This is a genomic window from Natrinema sp. DC36, from assembly GCF_020405225.1.
GTDB lineage: Archaea > Halobacteriota > Halobacteria > Halobacteriales > Natrialbaceae > Natrinema.
Genome location: NZ_CP084472.1, coordinates 3,914,410 through 3,931,369 on the forward strand (window position 1 = coordinate 3,914,410; position 16,960 = coordinate 3,931,369).

Below are 16,960 nucleotides of genomic sequence, written 5' to 3' on the forward strand. Positions count from 1 at the left end.
GTCCGAGCCCATACTTCTCCTCCGAACGATCCATGACGGTTGAAATCCGTCTCGAGTGGTTCGAATCAGCGGGCAACTCGACTGCAACGAACCCGCTCGATCCAATCCTGTACGAACGTTTTCCAACGTCGCTCTCTGTATCGGAAACCAAAGAAAACGGCCGAAGCGACGCCACGGCAGCGCGATCGAATGTGATCCGAAATCGATCGATCGACCGGATCAGGACGCGTTCTTACAGTCCTCTACGTACTCCTCGTACTCGCGTTTTGCGCGCTCGTACGCGTGTCGCTTCTTTTTCAGTTGCTTCTTGTTCACCTTCCCTTTCTCGTATTTCTTTTTGTACTCCTCGTACTCGCGTTTTGCGCGCTTGTATTCGCGCTTTTTCTTCTTCTTGTTCTTCCCATCATCTCCGTCATCTCCGTTATCGGGTTCCTTTGTGAACTCCAGAATATCGCCGTATACCACTGTGTCGCCCACCTGGGCGACCGCTTGGAACTCGTAGGTCGTGCCCGTCTCGAGGTTCGTCGCCGTCGCGCTGAACGGCCCGGGTTCGGTGAGGACCTGCTCGTCGGTGAACGTCCACACCGTCGTTCCCTTGACCCGGTACAGGAAGTAGACGGTCACCTCCGCTGCACCCTCGAGTTCGAGCAGTTCGCCGTTGAGCGTCGCCGTCGAGCCGTTGACCGCCGTCGCTGGCCTCGTCTCGACAGCCAACTCATCCGGCCCGAATTTGGTGAACGAGAGCGTGACTCCGAGGAATCGTTCGCCGTTCGCGACCATGACTGCCCGGAATTCGTACGTAGAACCGAGTTCGAGGCCTTCGATTCCGGCGCTGAAATCACCGGGTTCGTTGAGCGTCTGGGACTCGGTGGCGATCCACTCGTCCGCGCCGAGTTCGCGCCACTCGAAGAAGACGTCGACGGTGTCGAAGTCCCCGAGATCGAGTACTTCACCGTTGAGCGTCGCGGTCGAGCCGTTGATCTCCGTCGCCGGCTCCGTCTCGACGCTGGGGACGCCGGCCTCAGCTTTGGTGAACGAGACGATGGTCCCTTCCTCACGCGTGCCATCGGCCACGACGACCGCTCGGAATTCGTACGTGTTGCCGGGCTCGAGGCCCTCGATCCCGGCGCTGAAGTCGCCGGGCGCGTCGAGCGTCTGCGGCGCAGTGGCGGTCCAGTCTTCCTCGCCGAGCGCACGCCACTCGAAGAAGACGTCGACGGAATCAAAGTCCCCGATCTCGATCAGCTCACCGTTGAGCGTGGCCGTCGATCCGTTGACCTCCGTCGCCGTCTGGGTTTCGACGATGGGTGCGCCGGGTTCGTCTTTGGTGAATGAGAGAACGGCCCCTTCGTCGCGCGTGTCATCGGTCACTGCGACCGCCCGGAATTCGTACGTGCCGCCGGGCTCGAGGCCCTCGATCCCGGCGCTGAAGTCGCCGGGCGCGTCGAGCGTCTGCGGCGCGGTGGCAGTCCACTCGTTCGTGCCGACTTCACGCCACTCGAAGAAGACGTCGACCGCGTCGAAGTCGCCGAGATCGAGCAGTTCGCCGTTGAGCGTCGCCGTCGAGCCGTTGACCTCCGTCGCCGGCGACGTGATGACCTCCGGTACACCTGGCACCGTCTTGATGATGCGAAGCGTGGCCCCTTCCACCCGTTCGCCGTTCGCCAGCCCGACCGCCCGGAACTCGTACGTGTTGCCGGGCTCGAGGCCCTCGATTCCGGCGCTGAAGTCGCCGGGCGCGTCGAGCGTCTGCGGCGCGGTGGCGATCCACTCCTCCGTGCCGAGCTCGCGCCACTCGAAGAAGACGTCGACGGTGTCGAAGTCGCCGAGGTCGGTCAACTCTCCGTTGAGCGTGGCCGTCGAGCCGTTGACCTCCGTCGCCGGCGTCGTGACGACGTCGGGGACGGCCGAATCGCAACTAATGTCGAGCGTCGTGATATCGAGACCGATCGCGATACTGTCGGTCTCGAGCGAATACGTTCCGTCCGCGAGAGTCCCCCACGTCGCCGAACCGCCGGCGGGAACCTCCATCGTCTCCTCGTACGCATCGGGACCGGTAATGGTCACCATCACCGAGACGTCGTTAGGGTTCGTTACCGTGATCTCCCCGTCCTCATCTACACACGCCGAATCAACTTGCAGGTCGACGAGATCGCAGTCGCACCCGGTAACCGTCGCCATCTGCAGATTGACGTCGGTTTGGGCGTACAAACAGCCGTCCACCGTCGCGTTGGTGAGCACGTTAATCCCCGTCTGAGCCAGTACAACTCCCGCAAAGTTCGCGTCCGTCCCGATCTCGACGCCGGCACCGCCGGCGACCACCCAGACGATGTTTTCGGGCTGTGCGCCACCTGTCAGATTGACGTTCACCCCGCTCGCCACGGTGAGATCTCCCGCAATCTGGAAGATCCAGGTGTCGTCCGGGCCACCGTCGATGGTGATATCCTCGTCGATCAGGACGTCCGTACTCCAGTTGTAGACGCCCGGAGTAAGCGTCTCCCCGCCGATATTGCCGCCGCCTAACTCCGTAACGTCCGGCGGGACGCGGCCGTACGCATCGGTGAACGCGGCTTCCATATCGCTCACGGCCGTGGTCAATCTGGACGGGGTCGGCTCCGCATAATTGGCCGCGTACACCCGTCCGCCCACCTGCGTCGACGTCGCGAAGACGCCCGTCGCATCCAACGTCAGATCGAATCCGGTTATCGCGGTCGACGCGATCGGACTCACGCCAATGTCTCCCGCCACGTCGGAATTGGGAACGCTCGATATTCCGGATTTTGCCAGGATCGAAAAATCACAGGCCGTCCCGAGATCGACCGGTGCTGGGCCGTCCACCTGTTGGACTTGAAGCGCGTTCGTGGACGTCTCTTCCGGATCGTTATTTTCCTGAATGGCGCCCATACAGCCGGCGAGACCAGCTGTGAGCAGCCCGCTCGATGTGATGACAGTTCTCCTAGTTGGACTGTAATCCATATCTGGTAATAACTGACGGATAGTATTGTAATGTTCAAGTTACTGTTATGAAACGAGATGCTATTTCGATTTCGTCCCGTATTCAGAATTGCTGGTCAGTTCGGCGTACGTTGCCGAGGTAACCGGTGCCTGCGGAGTATCGGTAGTTTCTATCGGATCAGGCGGGAAGCCACACCCGGCGAGTGACAGACCTCGTTCGGATAGCGACTCGAGCCCGATGACGACATCGAACACCGGTAGAGACGACAGAAAAGCGGCGAGCGAGTCCACGGTCTTCGAACATGGACGAAAAGCCTCGAGTCGGTCGACCGAACGACGGACCGAACGGCACGACACGTGCCGCGATCGTTACTGTTTGAGGCGGGCGACGTTCTCCCGGATCTGGCCGAGCAGGCCGTCGCCCGACTCGGTCTGGAGAGCGGCGTGGAGCGTCGAGTTCTCCGGTTCGTCCTTGACGACGATCCGGAGGTAGGGCTCGAGCTGATCGAAGTTGTCCGCGAGGACGACGGTGTGGTTGTTCTCGTCGTGATCGACGACGCCCGCATCGTCGAGTTTCGGGACGTGGCACTGGACCGACGAGACGTAGACGCTCTTGTACTCGTTTTTCGCGACCTCGTCCGGCGGGACGTCGTGTTCCCACCCCGCCACCGTCTCGGCCAGCGTCGAGAGCTCGATCGGATCCTCTCGCCCCCGTAATGCGTACAGCAGGTATCGCCGTCGACGGTTTGCCAGCAGCTCGAGGATGGTGTCCGCGGAGAGCTCTCGTTCCGCTTGGCTCGAGGTAAGGGCTTCCATAACAAGGTATTACCCGCCGATGGGCAAAAGGGTGTCTTGAATATCCGATATTCCAACAGACGGCGGGTAATCACGTATAGATGTGCCCGTATTGTCTCCGTTACTCGTTTTTCGGTGACTTACTCGAGTCGCCTGATCACGCTGCCGTCTCCTGTAAGCGAGGCGGAACGCCGATCCCGATTCGAAATCCTTTTTTATACCTTGACCGGAGAGTGAGGTAGGCCGCCTTAGCTCAGACTGGGAGAGCACTCGACTGAAGATCGAGCTGTCCCCGGTTCAAATCCGGGAGGCGGCATATTCTGCGGCGACGAACGAAGTGAGGAGGCGTAGAAACGACGCCGACCGGATTTGAACTAGACGGAGGTTCTGCGCGAAGCGCAGGTTCTCCGGCGTAGTTCACAATCCGGGAGGCGGCATCCCTTATTTACTCGGGAAGCATTCGACAGAAAGAAACTCCTCACTGCGATTATTGCCGATTTATCCGATTAGATTTGAACGGAGTTTCACTCGAGCCCCCACGCCCTCTGGCGATTCACCTCGGAAAGCAACTGCCGGCGCTTGACCGACAGAAACTTGACCGATAGGGGACATGTTGGAGGTATGGATACCGAACAGGCGGTCCGCGAGTTCGTCCACGATTACGGCGAAACCTTCTCCAACGGCGACCCCGAAGCCGTCGCCGCGCACTTCCACGAACCGGCGCTTTTGGTGGCGGAGACAGTTCAGATGCTCGAAACCCGGGACGCCGTCGAGGACCTCTTTGCGGCCATCCTCGACTCGCTGGAGGAGCGGGGGTACGCCTACTCGGAGGCTGAGGAGGTCGAGGTCGAGGCAGTCGCCGACGACCGGGCCCGCGTCCGGGTCCACTGGGTGCGGTACACGGCCGACGATACGGTGCTCGAACGCCTCGTCACGACCCACGTCTTTCGGCGGACCGAGGAGGGCTGGAAGATGGTCGTGCTCCTGCCACACGACTGAAACCCTGCCCTCGTCCCCGCTGAAAGCCGGTAAACCAACTCCAGGGACCGAATCGGTAGATTGGTTCCCCCGAAGGAACGAACGTCGGTCAACGGTTGTCCAGTGGCAGATTCGACGCCTGCCCCAATCTCCCGAGAAAATGATGCTCTTACTCGTCTCCGCAACGAGTGCCTTGTCGAGAAGAGAGTGGAGGGTCGAGGAACAAAATAACATTCAAATGACGAGCCGATAGTGGTAGCCGTCGAGGGTCGATTGCGATACTTCGCCTTTGCGGGCGTGGAGGTACATTTCCTTCGCGCGTTCCGGGGTAATGGGTTGCAGTTCGTCCGTATTCATTTCAACTACCGAAACGCCCGACTCACCCCGAGGTTCAGGTGTGCCGCCGTAGTACAGTATGGGGAAAGCTACGCGACGAAGTCGATGCCGTCTCCCGCGTTCAAATCCGGGAGGCGGCATGGTTCTACGGTTCATTACATAGTGACCCAGGAGGACTCTTCCAGTCCCCAGTCTGCAGTTGAGCCCCCACCTCGAGCCGAACGACCCGTCGAGAACCTGCGAGTATCCAAACCGGGCGGCGCAGCGTCGCGGGTGCTGCCACCGGAATATCACATAATATATCAGAACGGTCTGATTGGTGCTACGCATGAAAGCAGGTGTGCTCGGCGTCGTCGACGGGACGTTCAAGGTCGTCGACTCGTTCGCGGAGACGGTCACCGAGGACGGGCACGAACTCGAGCGGTGTCTCACGATCGACCGCGTGTTCTCGCTTCCGTCGGGGGAGATGGCCTTCGAGGGACGGGCGGCCGCCGACGCGATCGCGAACGAAACCGCGACGACGATCGAAAACGGCGAGATCCACGTCGACGAGCGAGAGCGGACCGTCACGCGGTACGCCGAATTCGTCGGCATCCCGGGCGAGTTCGTCGTCGTCGACAGCGGCGACGGCGCCTTCGCGTTCGATTTCATCGGGAGGGAGACGAACTCGAGCATCGAGCGGGCGACGATCGATCTCGACGAGTTCGTCGCGGCCCGGGAGGGAGCGACGCCGTGGAAAGCCGGGTTCTACGGGCCCGCCGAAACCGACGTCAACGGGATCTTTCACGGCGAGGACCTTCGCGACGAGATGGGCGACGTGCTCGAGAATTCGTCTCTCAACCAGATCGGGCTCTCCGACGAGCACGACGGGGACGACGTGAAGATGACGGCCACCCGAAGCGGCTACGTGGAACTCTATCGTCCGTCTTCGTTCGACTCGGCGGACTTTCTCGAGTATATTCGCGAAGAAATACTCCCGTCTCTCGAGTGAGTGGTTGCGGTTCTCAGCTATTTCCGTTCGCTCGTTCGAAGACGACTGTCTGGCCGGACGACTTTTCCGTCTTTGAGAGAGTAAGTAATAGAAACCGATGTCCGAAATCGATGCCAATTCGAACCGCCTGCAGCCCCTCTCCACGCTGATACCGACAGTATCGTTTCCGCTCGGAGCGCTCGTATGAGCACCGCTCCCTTCGGCGAAGATCGAGCGGGAAACGCAGCGCTCTCGAGCGGGCTCCGGCGGTGGTCCGTGGTCGCTGTCGGCGCGTTTCTCGCTATCGTCTCGATCGCCGGTGGGCTCGTCGACGGCCCCGTCAGTAGCGACGGGCGCGTCGCGATTCCGCTGCTCGCCTCCGTCGCAATCATCGGGGCGGGGGTGTTGATTCAACGCACCGAGCTTGGCGCCGGCGATATTTCGGCCGTCGCCGTCTGGATCGTCACGACCGCGGTGATGTTCGGCGGTGTCGTGATGAGTGCGGCGGTGGTCATGTCGAACGATCCAATTCCGGTCGGGAGTACCATTCTCACGTTCATGGCACCGATCGGCGCCCTCGGCGGAAGCGTTGCGGGCTATTACGATGCCCGTCGCCGAAAGCAACACCGAGTAACGAAACGAACGGAGCGCGCACTCGAGACGGCGACCGACGGGATCGCGATCCTGAACGACGCCGACGAGTACGTCACGGTAAACCAGTCGCACGCGGACATCTACGGCTACGACGATCCGGCTGCAATGGTCGGTGAGACGTGGGATATCTGTTACTCGGACGAGGAAACGACCCGACTCGAGAGCGATGCCTTACCGATGCTGGACGAGCGCAACGAGTGGCGAGGCGAGGCGACCGGTCGGCGTGCTGACGGAAGTACATTCCCTCAAGAACTGACGTTGACCCGGATGGAAGACGGCGGAATCGTCTGTATCGTCCGCGACATCACCGACCAGCGAGAGCGGGAACGACAGTATCGGCAGCAGAAACGGCGACTACAGACGATCGTCGAGAACGTCCCCATCGTGTTGTTCGCCTTCGAGCCGGACGGCACGCTCACGCTCTCGGAAGGGAAGAGTCTGGAAGCGCTCGGGCTCGAGCCGGGCGAAGTGGTCGGGGATTCGATGTTCGACATCTACGCCGACGCGCCCGAGGTGATCGAGGCCTGTGAGTTGGCCCTCTCAGGCGAGACCGTTCACCGGACCACCAAACTCGGCCCGGTCGCTCTAGAGGCCTGGATGACCCCTGTGACCGACGACGACGGGACCGTCACGCAGGTCATCGGCACCGGGATGGACGTCACCGAACAACACGAGTGGACCGAGCAACTGACCGAGCTCCACGATGCCAGCCGGCAGTTGACGTACACGAACAGCATCGAGAGCGTCGCCGAAACGACCGTCACTATCGCTGAATCGGTCCTCGATAGTCCGGTCTCGACGCTGTGGCGGTACGACGACGAGACGGACAGTCTGCACCCGGTCGCGATGACCGACTCGACGAGCGATGTGATCGGGGTGGAGGCGGTCGAGGACCTCTCGCCGGTCCGTTCGGATCGGCTCGGAATGGAGGTGTTCCGAAGCGGCGAATCCAGGTCGATAGCGGACTATCAGACGATCGAAAACAGGGCCTTCGATTGGCCGCTCAGCTCCGTGCTGATCGTCCCGCTCGGCGAGTACGGGATCCTCCAGGTCGGGAAGCGTGACGCCGACGAGATCGATTCGCAGAGCAGACAGCTGATCGAGATACTCGGATTGAACGCACAGGCCGCGTTGGACCGGGCCGAACGCGAACAGCTCTTGCGGGAGCGAACCGAGGAACTCGAGATGCGGACCTCCCAGATGGAGTTCATCAACAGCATTCTCAGACACGACATCCTCAACGGGATGACGGTCATCCGCGCCCGCGCGGAATTCCTCGAGGCGGATCTGGACGACCAGGCGGGCGAGTATGCCGAGACCATCGTCCGGTGGTGTGACGATATCAGCGGCTTCATCGAGCGGGTTCAAACCGTGTTGAACGCGTTGAGTGACGAGGACGCGATCGCACTGAAACCGGTCGAGGCGACCGCGTTGTTCGAAGCGGAGTTCGAGCAACTCCGGCAGACGTATCCCGACGTGACCTTCGACACTTCGATGCCCGACGAGGCGTGGGTGCAAGCGGACGAATTACTCGCCGATCTGCTGAGTAACATCGCACGAAACGCGATCGAACACAACGACCGGGAGGACCTCCGGGTGACCGTGCGTATCGAACCGGGGATGGAGTCGACGACGATCCGCGTCGCCGACAACGGGCGCGGTATTCCCGCGGACAGACACGAGGTCGCGTTCAGACGCGGGGAGTCCCACGCGAAATCCACCGGCTCCGGATTCGGGCTGTTCTTCGTCGATGTCATGGTCGACGCGTACGGCGGCGATATCCGTATCGAGGACAACGAACCGGGTGCGGCCTTCGTGATAGAACTCCCCACTTCGAGCGACGAGCCGGTCGAGAGCCCAAAGAGGGAAACCCGATGACTGTGAACGACGAGCCGATGAACCCGGCTGACGAACCGGTCGTTCTCGTCGTCGAGGACGAACCGGACGTCGCTGAAACGTACAAGCTCTGGCTCGCCGCGGACTACGATGTTCGTCTCGCTGAATCGGGAGCCGCCGCCCTCGAGATGATAGACGGGAACGTCGATATCGTCCTACTCGACCGGATGATGCCCGGCATGTCCGGAACCGAGGTGCTGGCGAAGATCCGCGACCGGGGCTACGATTGCCGCGTCGCGATGGTGAGCGCGGTTGACCCTGACTTCGACATCATCGAGATGGGGTTCGACGACTACGTCACGAAACCGCCGACCAGGGACGGCCTCCTGGAGACGATTGACGAGCTCGGTGAACGCGGCCAGCGAGCCGAACGGGTCCAGGAGTACCGGTCGTTGCTCGCCAAGCAGGCCGCACTCGAGACCCAGAAGACCGAGGACGAACTCGAGGCGAGCGAGGAGTACGGCCAACTGCTGGCGCGCCTCGAGTCGGTTCAGACCGACCTCGAGTCGGAACAGGATCGATTGCTCGATGACGCCGAATTCGTGGGCTCTCTCCGCGCGTTCGAGGAGGAGGAACGATGAGTGATGACGGCTTTCAGACCGCGGACACGCAGCCCGAGTCGTATCGGATCGGGGACGCGATACCGATCCCAGGCTTCGACACCGTTCCCCCGGGGACGAACGTCCTCGTGTCGGGGCCGCCGATGCTCGGGAAACAGCGACTCGCGCTGGAACTGCTGGCGATCGGATCGCAGACGGAACACGCGATCACTGTTACGCCCGATACGAACGGGACCCGGCTCCGGCGGGCCTACGGGAGCGTTCGGAACGCGAACCCCGGCCGGTTTCACGTCATCGACTGTACCGGCGCGACCGGCAAGGGCTCGATGAACGACACGAGGGTGATGAAGTACGTCTCTTCGCCCGGCGACCTGACCGGTATCGGAATGGGGATCGTCAAGTGTACCCGCGATATCGACTCCGAAGCCGAGAGCGGGCTCCGGCTCTCGGTGCTGTCGGTGTCCACGCTCGTGCAGTACGCGAACTCCCAGCGCGTGTTCAACTTTTTACACACCATCACTGGACGCGTCTCGGCGGCGGAGTATCTCGGCGTGACGACGCTCGACCCGACCGCACACGACACGCAGGATGTCAACACGTTCACCTCGCTCTTCGACGCGGTCGTCGAACTCAGGGAAGCGAACGACGGATCGCGAGAGATCCGCGTCGTCGGCTGGCCCGAGGCACCGCGAACGTGGCACGAGTTTTGAGCGGCCGGTTTTTCCCGGTGACACGCCAAGCAGTGATTACAAGCGGCGGGTAGGCGCGTAACCGGCATTCCGTTCGGGGAAGCCCACTCCTCAAGAGGGCGGAGACTGTCAGTACAGTCGTGAGCAGTAACTCGATCACGAACGAGAGCGACACGTTCGAAATCGGCGATTCGACCGTTCACCGGCTGGGTTTCGGTGCGATGCGCCTCACCGGCGAGAACATCATCGGTGCGCCCGAGGACGAGGAGACCGCACGCGAGGTCGTCGAACACGCCGTCGACTGCGGCGTCGACCTCATCGATACGGCCGACTCCTACGGCCCCGCCGCGAGCGAACGCCTCATCGGCGACGCAATCGGCGATCCCGACGACGTACTGGTCGCGACCAAGGCCGGCCTGCTGCGCAACCGCGAGGGCGACTGGATCGCACACGGCGATCCGGACTACATCCGCAATCAGGTGCTTACCTCGCTCGATCGGCTCCAGACGGATACCATCGATCTCTTCCAGTTCCACCGACCGGACGAGGACACGCCGTACGCGGACTCCGTCGCGACGTTCGCGGAACTCAAAGACGAGGGACTCGTCGACTCGGTCGGCGTCAGCAACGTCTCCGCCGAACTCCTCGATCAGGCCCGCGAACAGGTCGAAATCGAGACCGTCCAGAACCGGTACAACCTGAACGACCGCGGGAGTCGGGAAGTCCTCGAAATCTGTGACGACGAGGGCATCGGCTTCATCCCGTGGGCCCCGATCAACGGCGACGATCTGGACGAACACGGCGACCTCCTCGACGAGATTGCGGCCGAGCACGACGCGACCCGACGACAGATCGGACTGGCGTGGCTGCTCGAGCGCTCGGACGTGATGCTCCCCATCCCGGGCACCTCGGATCCGGACCACCTCGAGTCGAACGTCGCCGCATCGCGGCTCTCGCTCAGCGACGACGAGGTACAGCGATTGACCGAAGCGGCCGACTGAGCGCCCACACTCGTTTTTTCGGCTGGAACCGGCTCGAACGGACTGGCGTGAAAGCGACTCGAGATACCTCGGACCGGCCAGTATCCCTCGAGCGGACACGGGCTTGCTACGATCCCTCGAGTCGGCGGGCGATCCGCTGGGAGAGATCGGTGAGGTAGAACGAGCCCCAGATAGCCGCGACGGCGGCTCCGACGGCGTCGTAGACGAGATCGACGATCGTATCGTTCAGCCCGTGTTGCGCGAGGACCGCCTCGAGGCCGAGCCGTTGTGCGCTCCAGTCGATACCGAACTCCATGAGCTCCCAGACGACGCCGAAGGCTAGGACGAACACGAGGATGAATGCGAACAGCATCGCGGGCGGAACGTAGATCTCGTCGGTGTGGAGGTCGATCGCCCGGACGACCGCGTAGCCCGCCGCGGCGACGATCGACGCCGAGATCGTGTGCGTCAGGCTATCCCACGGCCCGATCAGCGCGTAGAGGCCGGCCGAGCCGAGTACGTGGAGAAAGACGGCCGCCGTGAGCCAGAAGACGAGCCCCGGCTCGAGCGGCAGTTTGGCGTCACGCTCGAGGATGGCGGGGAGGAAGGTGATCCCGAGCGCGATGGCAGTGTTCGCGACCGTCGTCAGATCGCGAGCGAAAATTCCGTAACACAGGATGACGGCGAGCGCCACCTGCATGACGCGAGAGAGCAGAATGACGAGTTCGTCGGGGGCGTTCAGTTGATCACGGATCAGCGTCGGAACGGGATCCGATTCCGAGTCAGGTGAGGATTTCTGCGGTGCAGACGTGCGTTGGGTATCGACTTCGTTCACACCGTACGACTGGAAGTACCTGCTGAAGACGATCCCCGCGAGCAGGCCGGCGATCGCCGCGTACGCGAAGTCGATCATCAACGCGCGATTGGCCGCGTCCTGCGAGCGGCCGTCCAGCATGTAGTTCGTCCCGAACGTCACGTCGACGAGCCACTGCGACACGTTCCACGTGCCGGCGACGGCCAGCGTCGTGAGCACGACGAGCGCGACTGCGAACGCGCGGTTCATCCGGACCGCCGTGAACCGATCGATCTCGACGCACGCGACGAGCGCGACTGCGGCGACGGCGAGGTAGGTCGCGATCGACGTCAGGAACGACTCGCCGAGCACCGTCGCGTCGGCGACGGGCAGTAAGAGGAGGACCAACAGCTCCCAGGGCGGCATCGCGAGCGGATCTCGAAACGCGGCGACCGGAAGCAACACGATCGCGATTGCAAACGCGGTGAAGGCGAGCCACCGGTACGAGTCGGCGAGTCCGTGGTTGACCGCGAGGACGGCGAGGACGGCTATGACGAGCCAGGCGAGCGCCGCGTTTCGCTTCGGCTCGTCGAATCCCTCGTTGAATCGAGCGTCCGCCATATCCTCGCTACGGGGCGGATCGTCTAAACGCGAAGGCATGAGTGCGCCGTTCCGGTTCGTTCGCGCGCTCGAGCCGGGCGGCCGGATACACCTCGAGTCCGAGGGACACAGTCAGTATAGAACCGGTGGGACGATGAGGATGAGACCGAGAGAACCGGTAGCGCTCGAAGACACCGATCGAACTGTACTGCATCGTTGAAAGAGAGCGCTGATCGCTGGGCGATCGATCGTCCGCTCAGATGTCCTCGAGGGCGTCGTCGGAGTACGTCGCCGAGGCGGAGACGAAGCCGCCATCGATGTCGACGGAAACGTCGGATCCCAGACTGCCGAGAACCGACTCGAGTTCGTCGCGTTTTGCATCGTCGAGTTCCTCGAACTCGATCCCCATGTCGGCCGTGCTTTCCGAGTCGGAGATCGTGAGCGAGCCGACGATGCCGTTTGCACCCTCGAGTTCCTTGAATTGGGTATTCTGTTCCGACCCGTCCGACGACTGCTCGTTCTCGATATCGAACCCGTCCGGGTTGTAGCCGCCGAACACGACGTGCCCGTTACCGCCGGTCGACAGCAGGCGCTTGAACGTCTCGAATTCGTCGATAGCGCGGGTTCCATCACCCTGCTTCGTCTCGATGACGCGCTCGACATTCGCTTTACTCTCACCCTGGATGATCGCGTTGCCGGAGACCCCCAGCACCGTCTCCTGCTGTCCGTCTCCCGCGGGCTCGTAAAGGGTGTAGCCGCTTACTTCGCTCGTCTGTTCGAACTGGACTTCCGCCCCGTAGTCGTTTTCGGTGGCGGCCGTCACCGTGCTGTCGATTTCGTCGGTAACCACGTCGCCGGTCATGACGATCGTCTCGTTCGTGATGAGAAGGTCGTCGATCGAGGTGTCGAATTCGTCCTCGTTCGTCTGTTCCTCGTCGAAGGTGATGAGGTTGCTCAGCCGCGATCCCGACAGGCCGAATCCGGCCGTGAGCATGGCGACGAACATCCCGCTTAGCGGGACTCCGATCATCGGATCTTCGATATCCTCGAGATCCCCCGATTCGTCGCTCGAGTCGTCTTCTTCGCTGGCGAGGTCGTTGAGCGCCGCCAGATCGACGTAGCTGACGGTAACCTCGCCGTCGACGGTCGCCACCCACTCGGCATATGCCGGCGTGCCAGCCGTGTTTTCGCCGTTCCCGTTCCCGTTACCGTTTCCCGAATCGCCACCGAGACAGCCGGCTGCGGTCGCGGCCAGCGCCGCGCCACTCAGTTGCAATACCCGTCGCCGTTGCATTCGTTGAGACATGTACGCTCATACAGGAAGTCACTCGATATGAAAGGTGGGGATATGACATTTTTCATGCAAAATTACTATTTCCGTGACTCTATCGCTCTTTCTTCACGGTTTATTCCTACAATTCTCGGTATTGTTTGCCGGAGCAACGACGCGACTCCGACCCATCGTTCTGTCACCCATACTAATCACGATAAGCCATCGCCTCAACGCATTCTCAACCAAAGACTGATACATCAGTATAGTTACGTAGCTGTATGGTTGCGTGTGATACTCTCGAGCACGGACGGGCCCGTGTCAACGGCGTCAAACTGCAGTATGTGACCGCTGGCGAGGGTCCGCCGCTGGTACTGCTCCACGGGTGGCCACAGACGTGGTACGAGTGGCGAGACGCGATTCCGGACTTGGCAGACGAGTACACTGTCATCGCACCGGACCTCCGCGGACTGGGCGACTCCGAGACGCCCGTCTCAGGCTACGACAAGGACACCGTCGCCACCGACGTTCGCGAACTGGTCCACGAACTCGGGTTCGGTGACGAACTGATCTCACTCGTCGGCCACGACTGGGGGATGCCGACGGCCTACGCGTACGCCGCCCAGTACCGCGACGAGGTACGCGCGCTCTGTGTCCTCGAGGCCGGATTGCCGGGAATCAACGAGGACGAGAAACGCCACCTCTGGCACACCCGCTTTCACGGCGTTCGAGACCTGCCCGAGCGGCTGGTCGCCGGTCGGGAGCGGCTGTATCTCGACTGGTTCTACAAGGAGGGCGCGTACGATCCGTCGGCGATCGACGACGAGGCCCGCGACGAGTACGTCCGCTGTTACTCGCAGGCCGGCGGCCTGCGGGGCGGCTTCGAGTACTATCGCGCCTACGAGACCGACGCCGAACACAACCGTGCCCACGCCGAGGACCCGCTCGAGGTGCCGGTCCTCGCGCTCGGCGGTGCGGCCTCGTTTCGGGACCTCCCGATCCGGGACATGGAGGCGGTCGCGACCGATGTCGAGGGCGAGGTCGTCGACCGGGCCGGTCACTGGCTTCCCGAGGAACGGCCGGCGTACTTCGTCGATCGGCTGACGGCGTTTCTCGACGACGCCGCGTGATCGATCCTCGAGCCGGTGGCGACCTCGCGTTCAGTACTGTTCTTTGACCCTGTCGATCTGGCAGTCGATGCAGAGATCGTCGGCGAAACAGGCGATGTTGTCGTGGGGGCAATCGTACTCCTCGACGTCGACCGAGAGACGGCGTTTCGCGCGCTCCCACTCGGTCTCCCAGTCGTCGATCGCCATCTCCGCGGAGGTGAAGACGACGTCGCCGGCCCGGTCGACGATCTTCGCGACCGTGACCGAGCGGTGATTGGCCTTGACGACGGCGATTGCCTCCTGGTACGACACGCAGCGGATCTCTTCCCGTCCCGACCGGTCGTTCAGCAGGTGGACGGCGATGGAGCCGTCGTACTCCTCCGTCGGCTCCAGTCCGTGGCTCATGTCCTTCACTGTCGGAGTGGGACGACAAAAAGTCCCGCTTCGGGACCGGAATCACCTTCTTCTGGGCGGTGCGTTGCCCGGTTGGTGATCGAACTGCGGCCGGTCACCATATCGATTTCGAGAACGGGATGCTATCGATTGACCCTAATACGATGGAAATCAGCCACAGTTACGATTCTGAAATCAGTGGTCGTGTCCTGCTTGTCAAAGATGGTCACCAGATTGGACCACAGTATCTTGCTTATCATAACGAGGTTGTTGCCCAGCCAGACATCAGAAAAAACCACTGACATCCCCTATTATTACCTTCGCCCTGATTACGCGAACATCACCAAGGGTTAGTTAGATGTGGATATGTTTGTTATTGTGCCTTCATCACATTCTAAATTAAGGGATTCAACAATCGTTCTGATAACCGATTCGAAATTGCTTAATGTATTATTATCGACATCCTGAATACTATACTCTCCTTCACTGATTCCCTTGTTTATTTTCTTAGCCACTGAACGCTTATCAAGGATCATCCCCTCTGCATCTTCTATTTCTGCTATCTGCTTTATCGCACCATCCACTCTTTTTACTAGTGGTTTTGGACTATCTGATAAGGATTCAAGCACCTCCTCTTTTCCCATATTGTGAACCTCGGAAGCGACTTCACAGAAGAATTCTTCAGAAAACAGGTCCTCAATGGTCTTATCCCCTTCCTCACCTATACAACTTGAAATCATAGTAACTCTTTCTTTTGGTATCTCTTCTTCCAGTAGTGTTTCTTCAGCTTGTTTCCCAGAGTCGTCAGAATCTAGTAATACGGCATACTCGTAATTCTCTGCATTAACTAGCCGACTCATATAATCAGTTTTTGATGCCCCTCCACAGTCTATTATTTTCATATCAGCATCAAAGAACGGACCCTCATTGGTTCGTCGAAAAAGTTCCGAGAACCGATTCAAGTAAACTCTATCCTCAAACCCTTCTACTAGTATCGTGTATTTACTTGAAAATAGTGAATCAGAGAACGTTGCCCCAAGAGAAGCCCGAACAGGGGCTAAACTATCATCGCTTGTCGTATCTTTTCGGCCTATTCTTTTCACTTTGGTCCCCATTCTCTGTTCCGCCCGTTCCACTACTCGAATCCGACTGATATTGCCGGTATCTATCATATATGGAGAATGAGTACTATAGATAACTTGATTATCTTCAGCAAGGCGTGTAAGCGCCTTACGGAGGTCTTTGTGACCATTGGGATGAAGATGTACACCCGGGTCATCTAATAAAATTATCGAATCTAGAAGTCCTCCCTTTGATTGTGTAATCACCCTTGCTAAGAACGACAGAAACCACCTCAAACCTGTGCTCCTGTCAGAAGGTTGCTTCCTAACGTTTGATTCGTCATAGAGATGGAGTGAAACACGTCCTCCTGACAGTTCCATTTTGATTTCTATATCAGATTGGTCCCAATATTTATCGAAAGTTTGGGTCAACTCCCTCCCTGCCTTTTGTCGTCTATCACGTATTTGACCCGAATCTAAATTCGATAATTCGGAGGGTTCTAGGTCAGAAAATTCTAATAGGGAATAGTACGATAAACTCGTGTTTGGGTCTTCTTCCAATTGGTTTATTTCCGCCTCATTCTCTATTTCATCTATACCATTGAAAAGATGTATGTCTGGGAACATATCTAGGTCACTTTCATATAGAATAACATCTTCTGCCTCACGGTAGGAATCAATCATACCGACTACTTCTGTTATCAAGTTTGAGGCACCCTTTCCTCCCTGTGATTCATCAACAGATTCGGTGATGATTTCCCTGTTCTCCAATAGATATGATTTAATGCCCTCTATCTTTGATAGGAAATCTTCTATTCTAGCATTAGAACTATCTTTTGGGTGTTCATTCAGTTTACTCACCCTCTTATCCAAATCCATAGATAATTGTCTCACTGTTATTTTGTATTTCAACTCTTCAAC

At 59.8% G+C, this 16,960-nt stretch carries 14 protein-coding genes and 1 tRNA gene; 8 read left to right on the forward strand and 7 right to left on the reverse strand.

Annotation, left to right across the window (positions count from 1 at the left end; translation table 11 throughout):
• Nucleotides 1-219 precede the first annotated feature (219 nt).
• Together LDH74_RS19925 and LDH74_RS19930 are read right to left on the reverse strand one after the other, a co-directional pair.
• Entirely contained in the window at nucleotides 220-2,976 is a 2,757-nt protein-coding gene (locus tag LDH74_RS19925; RefSeq protein ID WP_226040395.1) for an ice-binding family protein, read from the reverse strand.
• Nucleotides 2,977-3,324: 348 nt separating this feature from the next.
• Nucleotides 3,325-3,771, reverse strand: coding sequence for a hypothetical protein (locus tag LDH74_RS19930; protein WP_226040396.1), 447 nt, complete (start codon nucleotides 3,769-3,771; stop codon nucleotides 3,325-3,327).
• Nucleotides 3,772-3,992: 221 nt separating this feature from the next.
• Between LDH74_RS19930 and LDH74_RS19935 the strand changes: the two genes are divergently transcribed.
• Together LDH74_RS19935 and LDH74_RS19940 are read left to right on the forward strand one after the other, a co-directional pair.
• Nucleotides 3,993-4,066, forward strand: a tRNA-Phe gene (locus LDH74_RS19935).
• Nucleotides 4,067-4,371: 305 nt separating this feature from the next.
• The gene (locus LDH74_RS19940) at nucleotides 4,372-4,749 is read left to right on the forward strand and encodes a nuclear transport factor 2 family protein (protein WP_226040397.1); all 378 of its coding nucleotides are present in this window, start codon (nucleotides 4,372-4,374) and stop codon (nucleotides 4,747-4,749) included.
• A gap of 213 nt (nucleotides 4,750-4,962) precedes the next feature.
• Here LDH74_RS19940 and LDH74_RS26500 read toward each other — a convergent pair whose 3' ends face one another.
• Nucleotides 4,963-5,085, reverse strand: a complete 123-nt coding sequence (locus LDH74_RS26500) for a hypothetical protein (protein ID WP_255680846.1) — start codon at nucleotides 5,083-5,085, stop codon at nucleotides 4,963-4,965.
• A 307-nt stretch (nucleotides 5,086-5,392) separates the two neighbouring features.
• On the opposite strand from LDH74_RS26500, the gene LDH74_RS19945 reads away from it, so the two are divergent.
• The 5 genes from LDH74_RS19945 (at nucleotide 5,393) to LDH74_RS19965 (ending at nucleotide 10,834) form a co-directional block, all read left to right on the forward strand.
• Entirely contained in the window at nucleotides 5,393-6,055 is a 663-nt protein-coding gene (locus LDH74_RS19945) for a hypothetical protein (RefSeq protein WP_226040398.1), read from the forward strand.
• A gap of 183 nt (nucleotides 6,056-6,238) precedes the next feature.
• A complete protein-coding gene (locus tag LDH74_RS19950) occupies nucleotides 6,239-8,566 on the forward strand; it encodes a PAS domain S-box protein (RefSeq protein ID WP_226040399.1) in 2,328 nt (775 codons plus the stop codon).
• The gene (locus LDH74_RS19955) at nucleotides 8,563-9,165 is read left to right on the forward strand and encodes a response regulator (protein ID WP_226040400.1); all 603 of its coding nucleotides are present in this window, start codon (nucleotides 8,563-8,565) and stop codon (nucleotides 9,163-9,165) included. The genes LDH74_RS19950 and LDH74_RS19955 overlap by 4 nt, the downstream gene beginning before the upstream one ends.
• Nucleotides 9,162-9,854, forward strand: coding sequence for a hypothetical protein (locus LDH74_RS19960; RefSeq protein ID WP_226040401.1), 693 nt, complete (start codon nucleotides 9,162-9,164; stop codon nucleotides 9,852-9,854). The genes LDH74_RS19955 and LDH74_RS19960 overlap by 4 nt, the downstream gene beginning before the upstream one ends.
• 119 nt (nucleotides 9,855-9,973) lie before the next feature.
• A complete protein-coding gene (locus LDH74_RS19965) occupies nucleotides 9,974-10,834 on the forward strand; it encodes an aldo/keto reductase (RefSeq protein ID WP_226040402.1) in 861 nt (286 codons plus the stop codon).
• Between the two features lie 106 nt (nucleotides 10,835-10,940).
• On the opposite strand, the gene LDH74_RS19970 is transcribed toward LDH74_RS19965, so the two are convergent.
• Together LDH74_RS19970 and LDH74_RS19975 are read right to left on the reverse strand one after the other, a co-directional pair.
• Nucleotides 10,941-12,227, reverse strand: coding sequence for a hypothetical protein (locus LDH74_RS19970; protein ID WP_226040403.1), 1,287 nt, complete (start codon nucleotides 12,225-12,227; stop codon nucleotides 10,941-10,943).
• Nucleotides 12,228-12,462: 235 nt separating this feature from the next.
• A complete protein-coding gene (locus LDH74_RS19975; RefSeq protein WP_226040404.1) occupies nucleotides 12,463-13,482 on the reverse strand; it encodes a hypothetical protein in 1,020 nt (339 codons plus the stop codon).
• Between the two features lie 275 nt (nucleotides 13,483-13,757).
• Here LDH74_RS19975 and LDH74_RS19980 point away from each other — a divergent pair, with 275 nt between their 5' ends.
• Complete coding sequence (locus LDH74_RS19980; protein WP_226040405.1) at nucleotides 13,758-14,606, forward strand: alpha/beta hydrolase; 849 nt, start codon at nucleotides 13,758-13,760, stop codon at nucleotides 14,604-14,606.
• Nucleotides 14,607-14,636: 30 nt separating this feature from the next.
• On the opposite strand, the gene LDH74_RS19985 is transcribed toward LDH74_RS19980, so the two are convergent.
• Complete coding sequence (locus tag LDH74_RS19985) at nucleotides 14,637-14,990, reverse strand: hypothetical protein (RefSeq protein ID WP_226040406.1); 354 nt, start codon at nucleotides 14,988-14,990, stop codon at nucleotides 14,637-14,639.
• A 338-nt stretch (nucleotides 14,991-15,328) separates the two neighbouring features.
• Complete coding sequence (locus tag LDH74_RS19990) at nucleotides 15,329-16,918, reverse strand: AAA family ATPase (protein ID WP_226040407.1); 1,590 nt, start codon at nucleotides 16,916-16,918, stop codon at nucleotides 15,329-15,331.
• Nucleotides 16,919-16,960 lie beyond the last annotated feature (42 nt).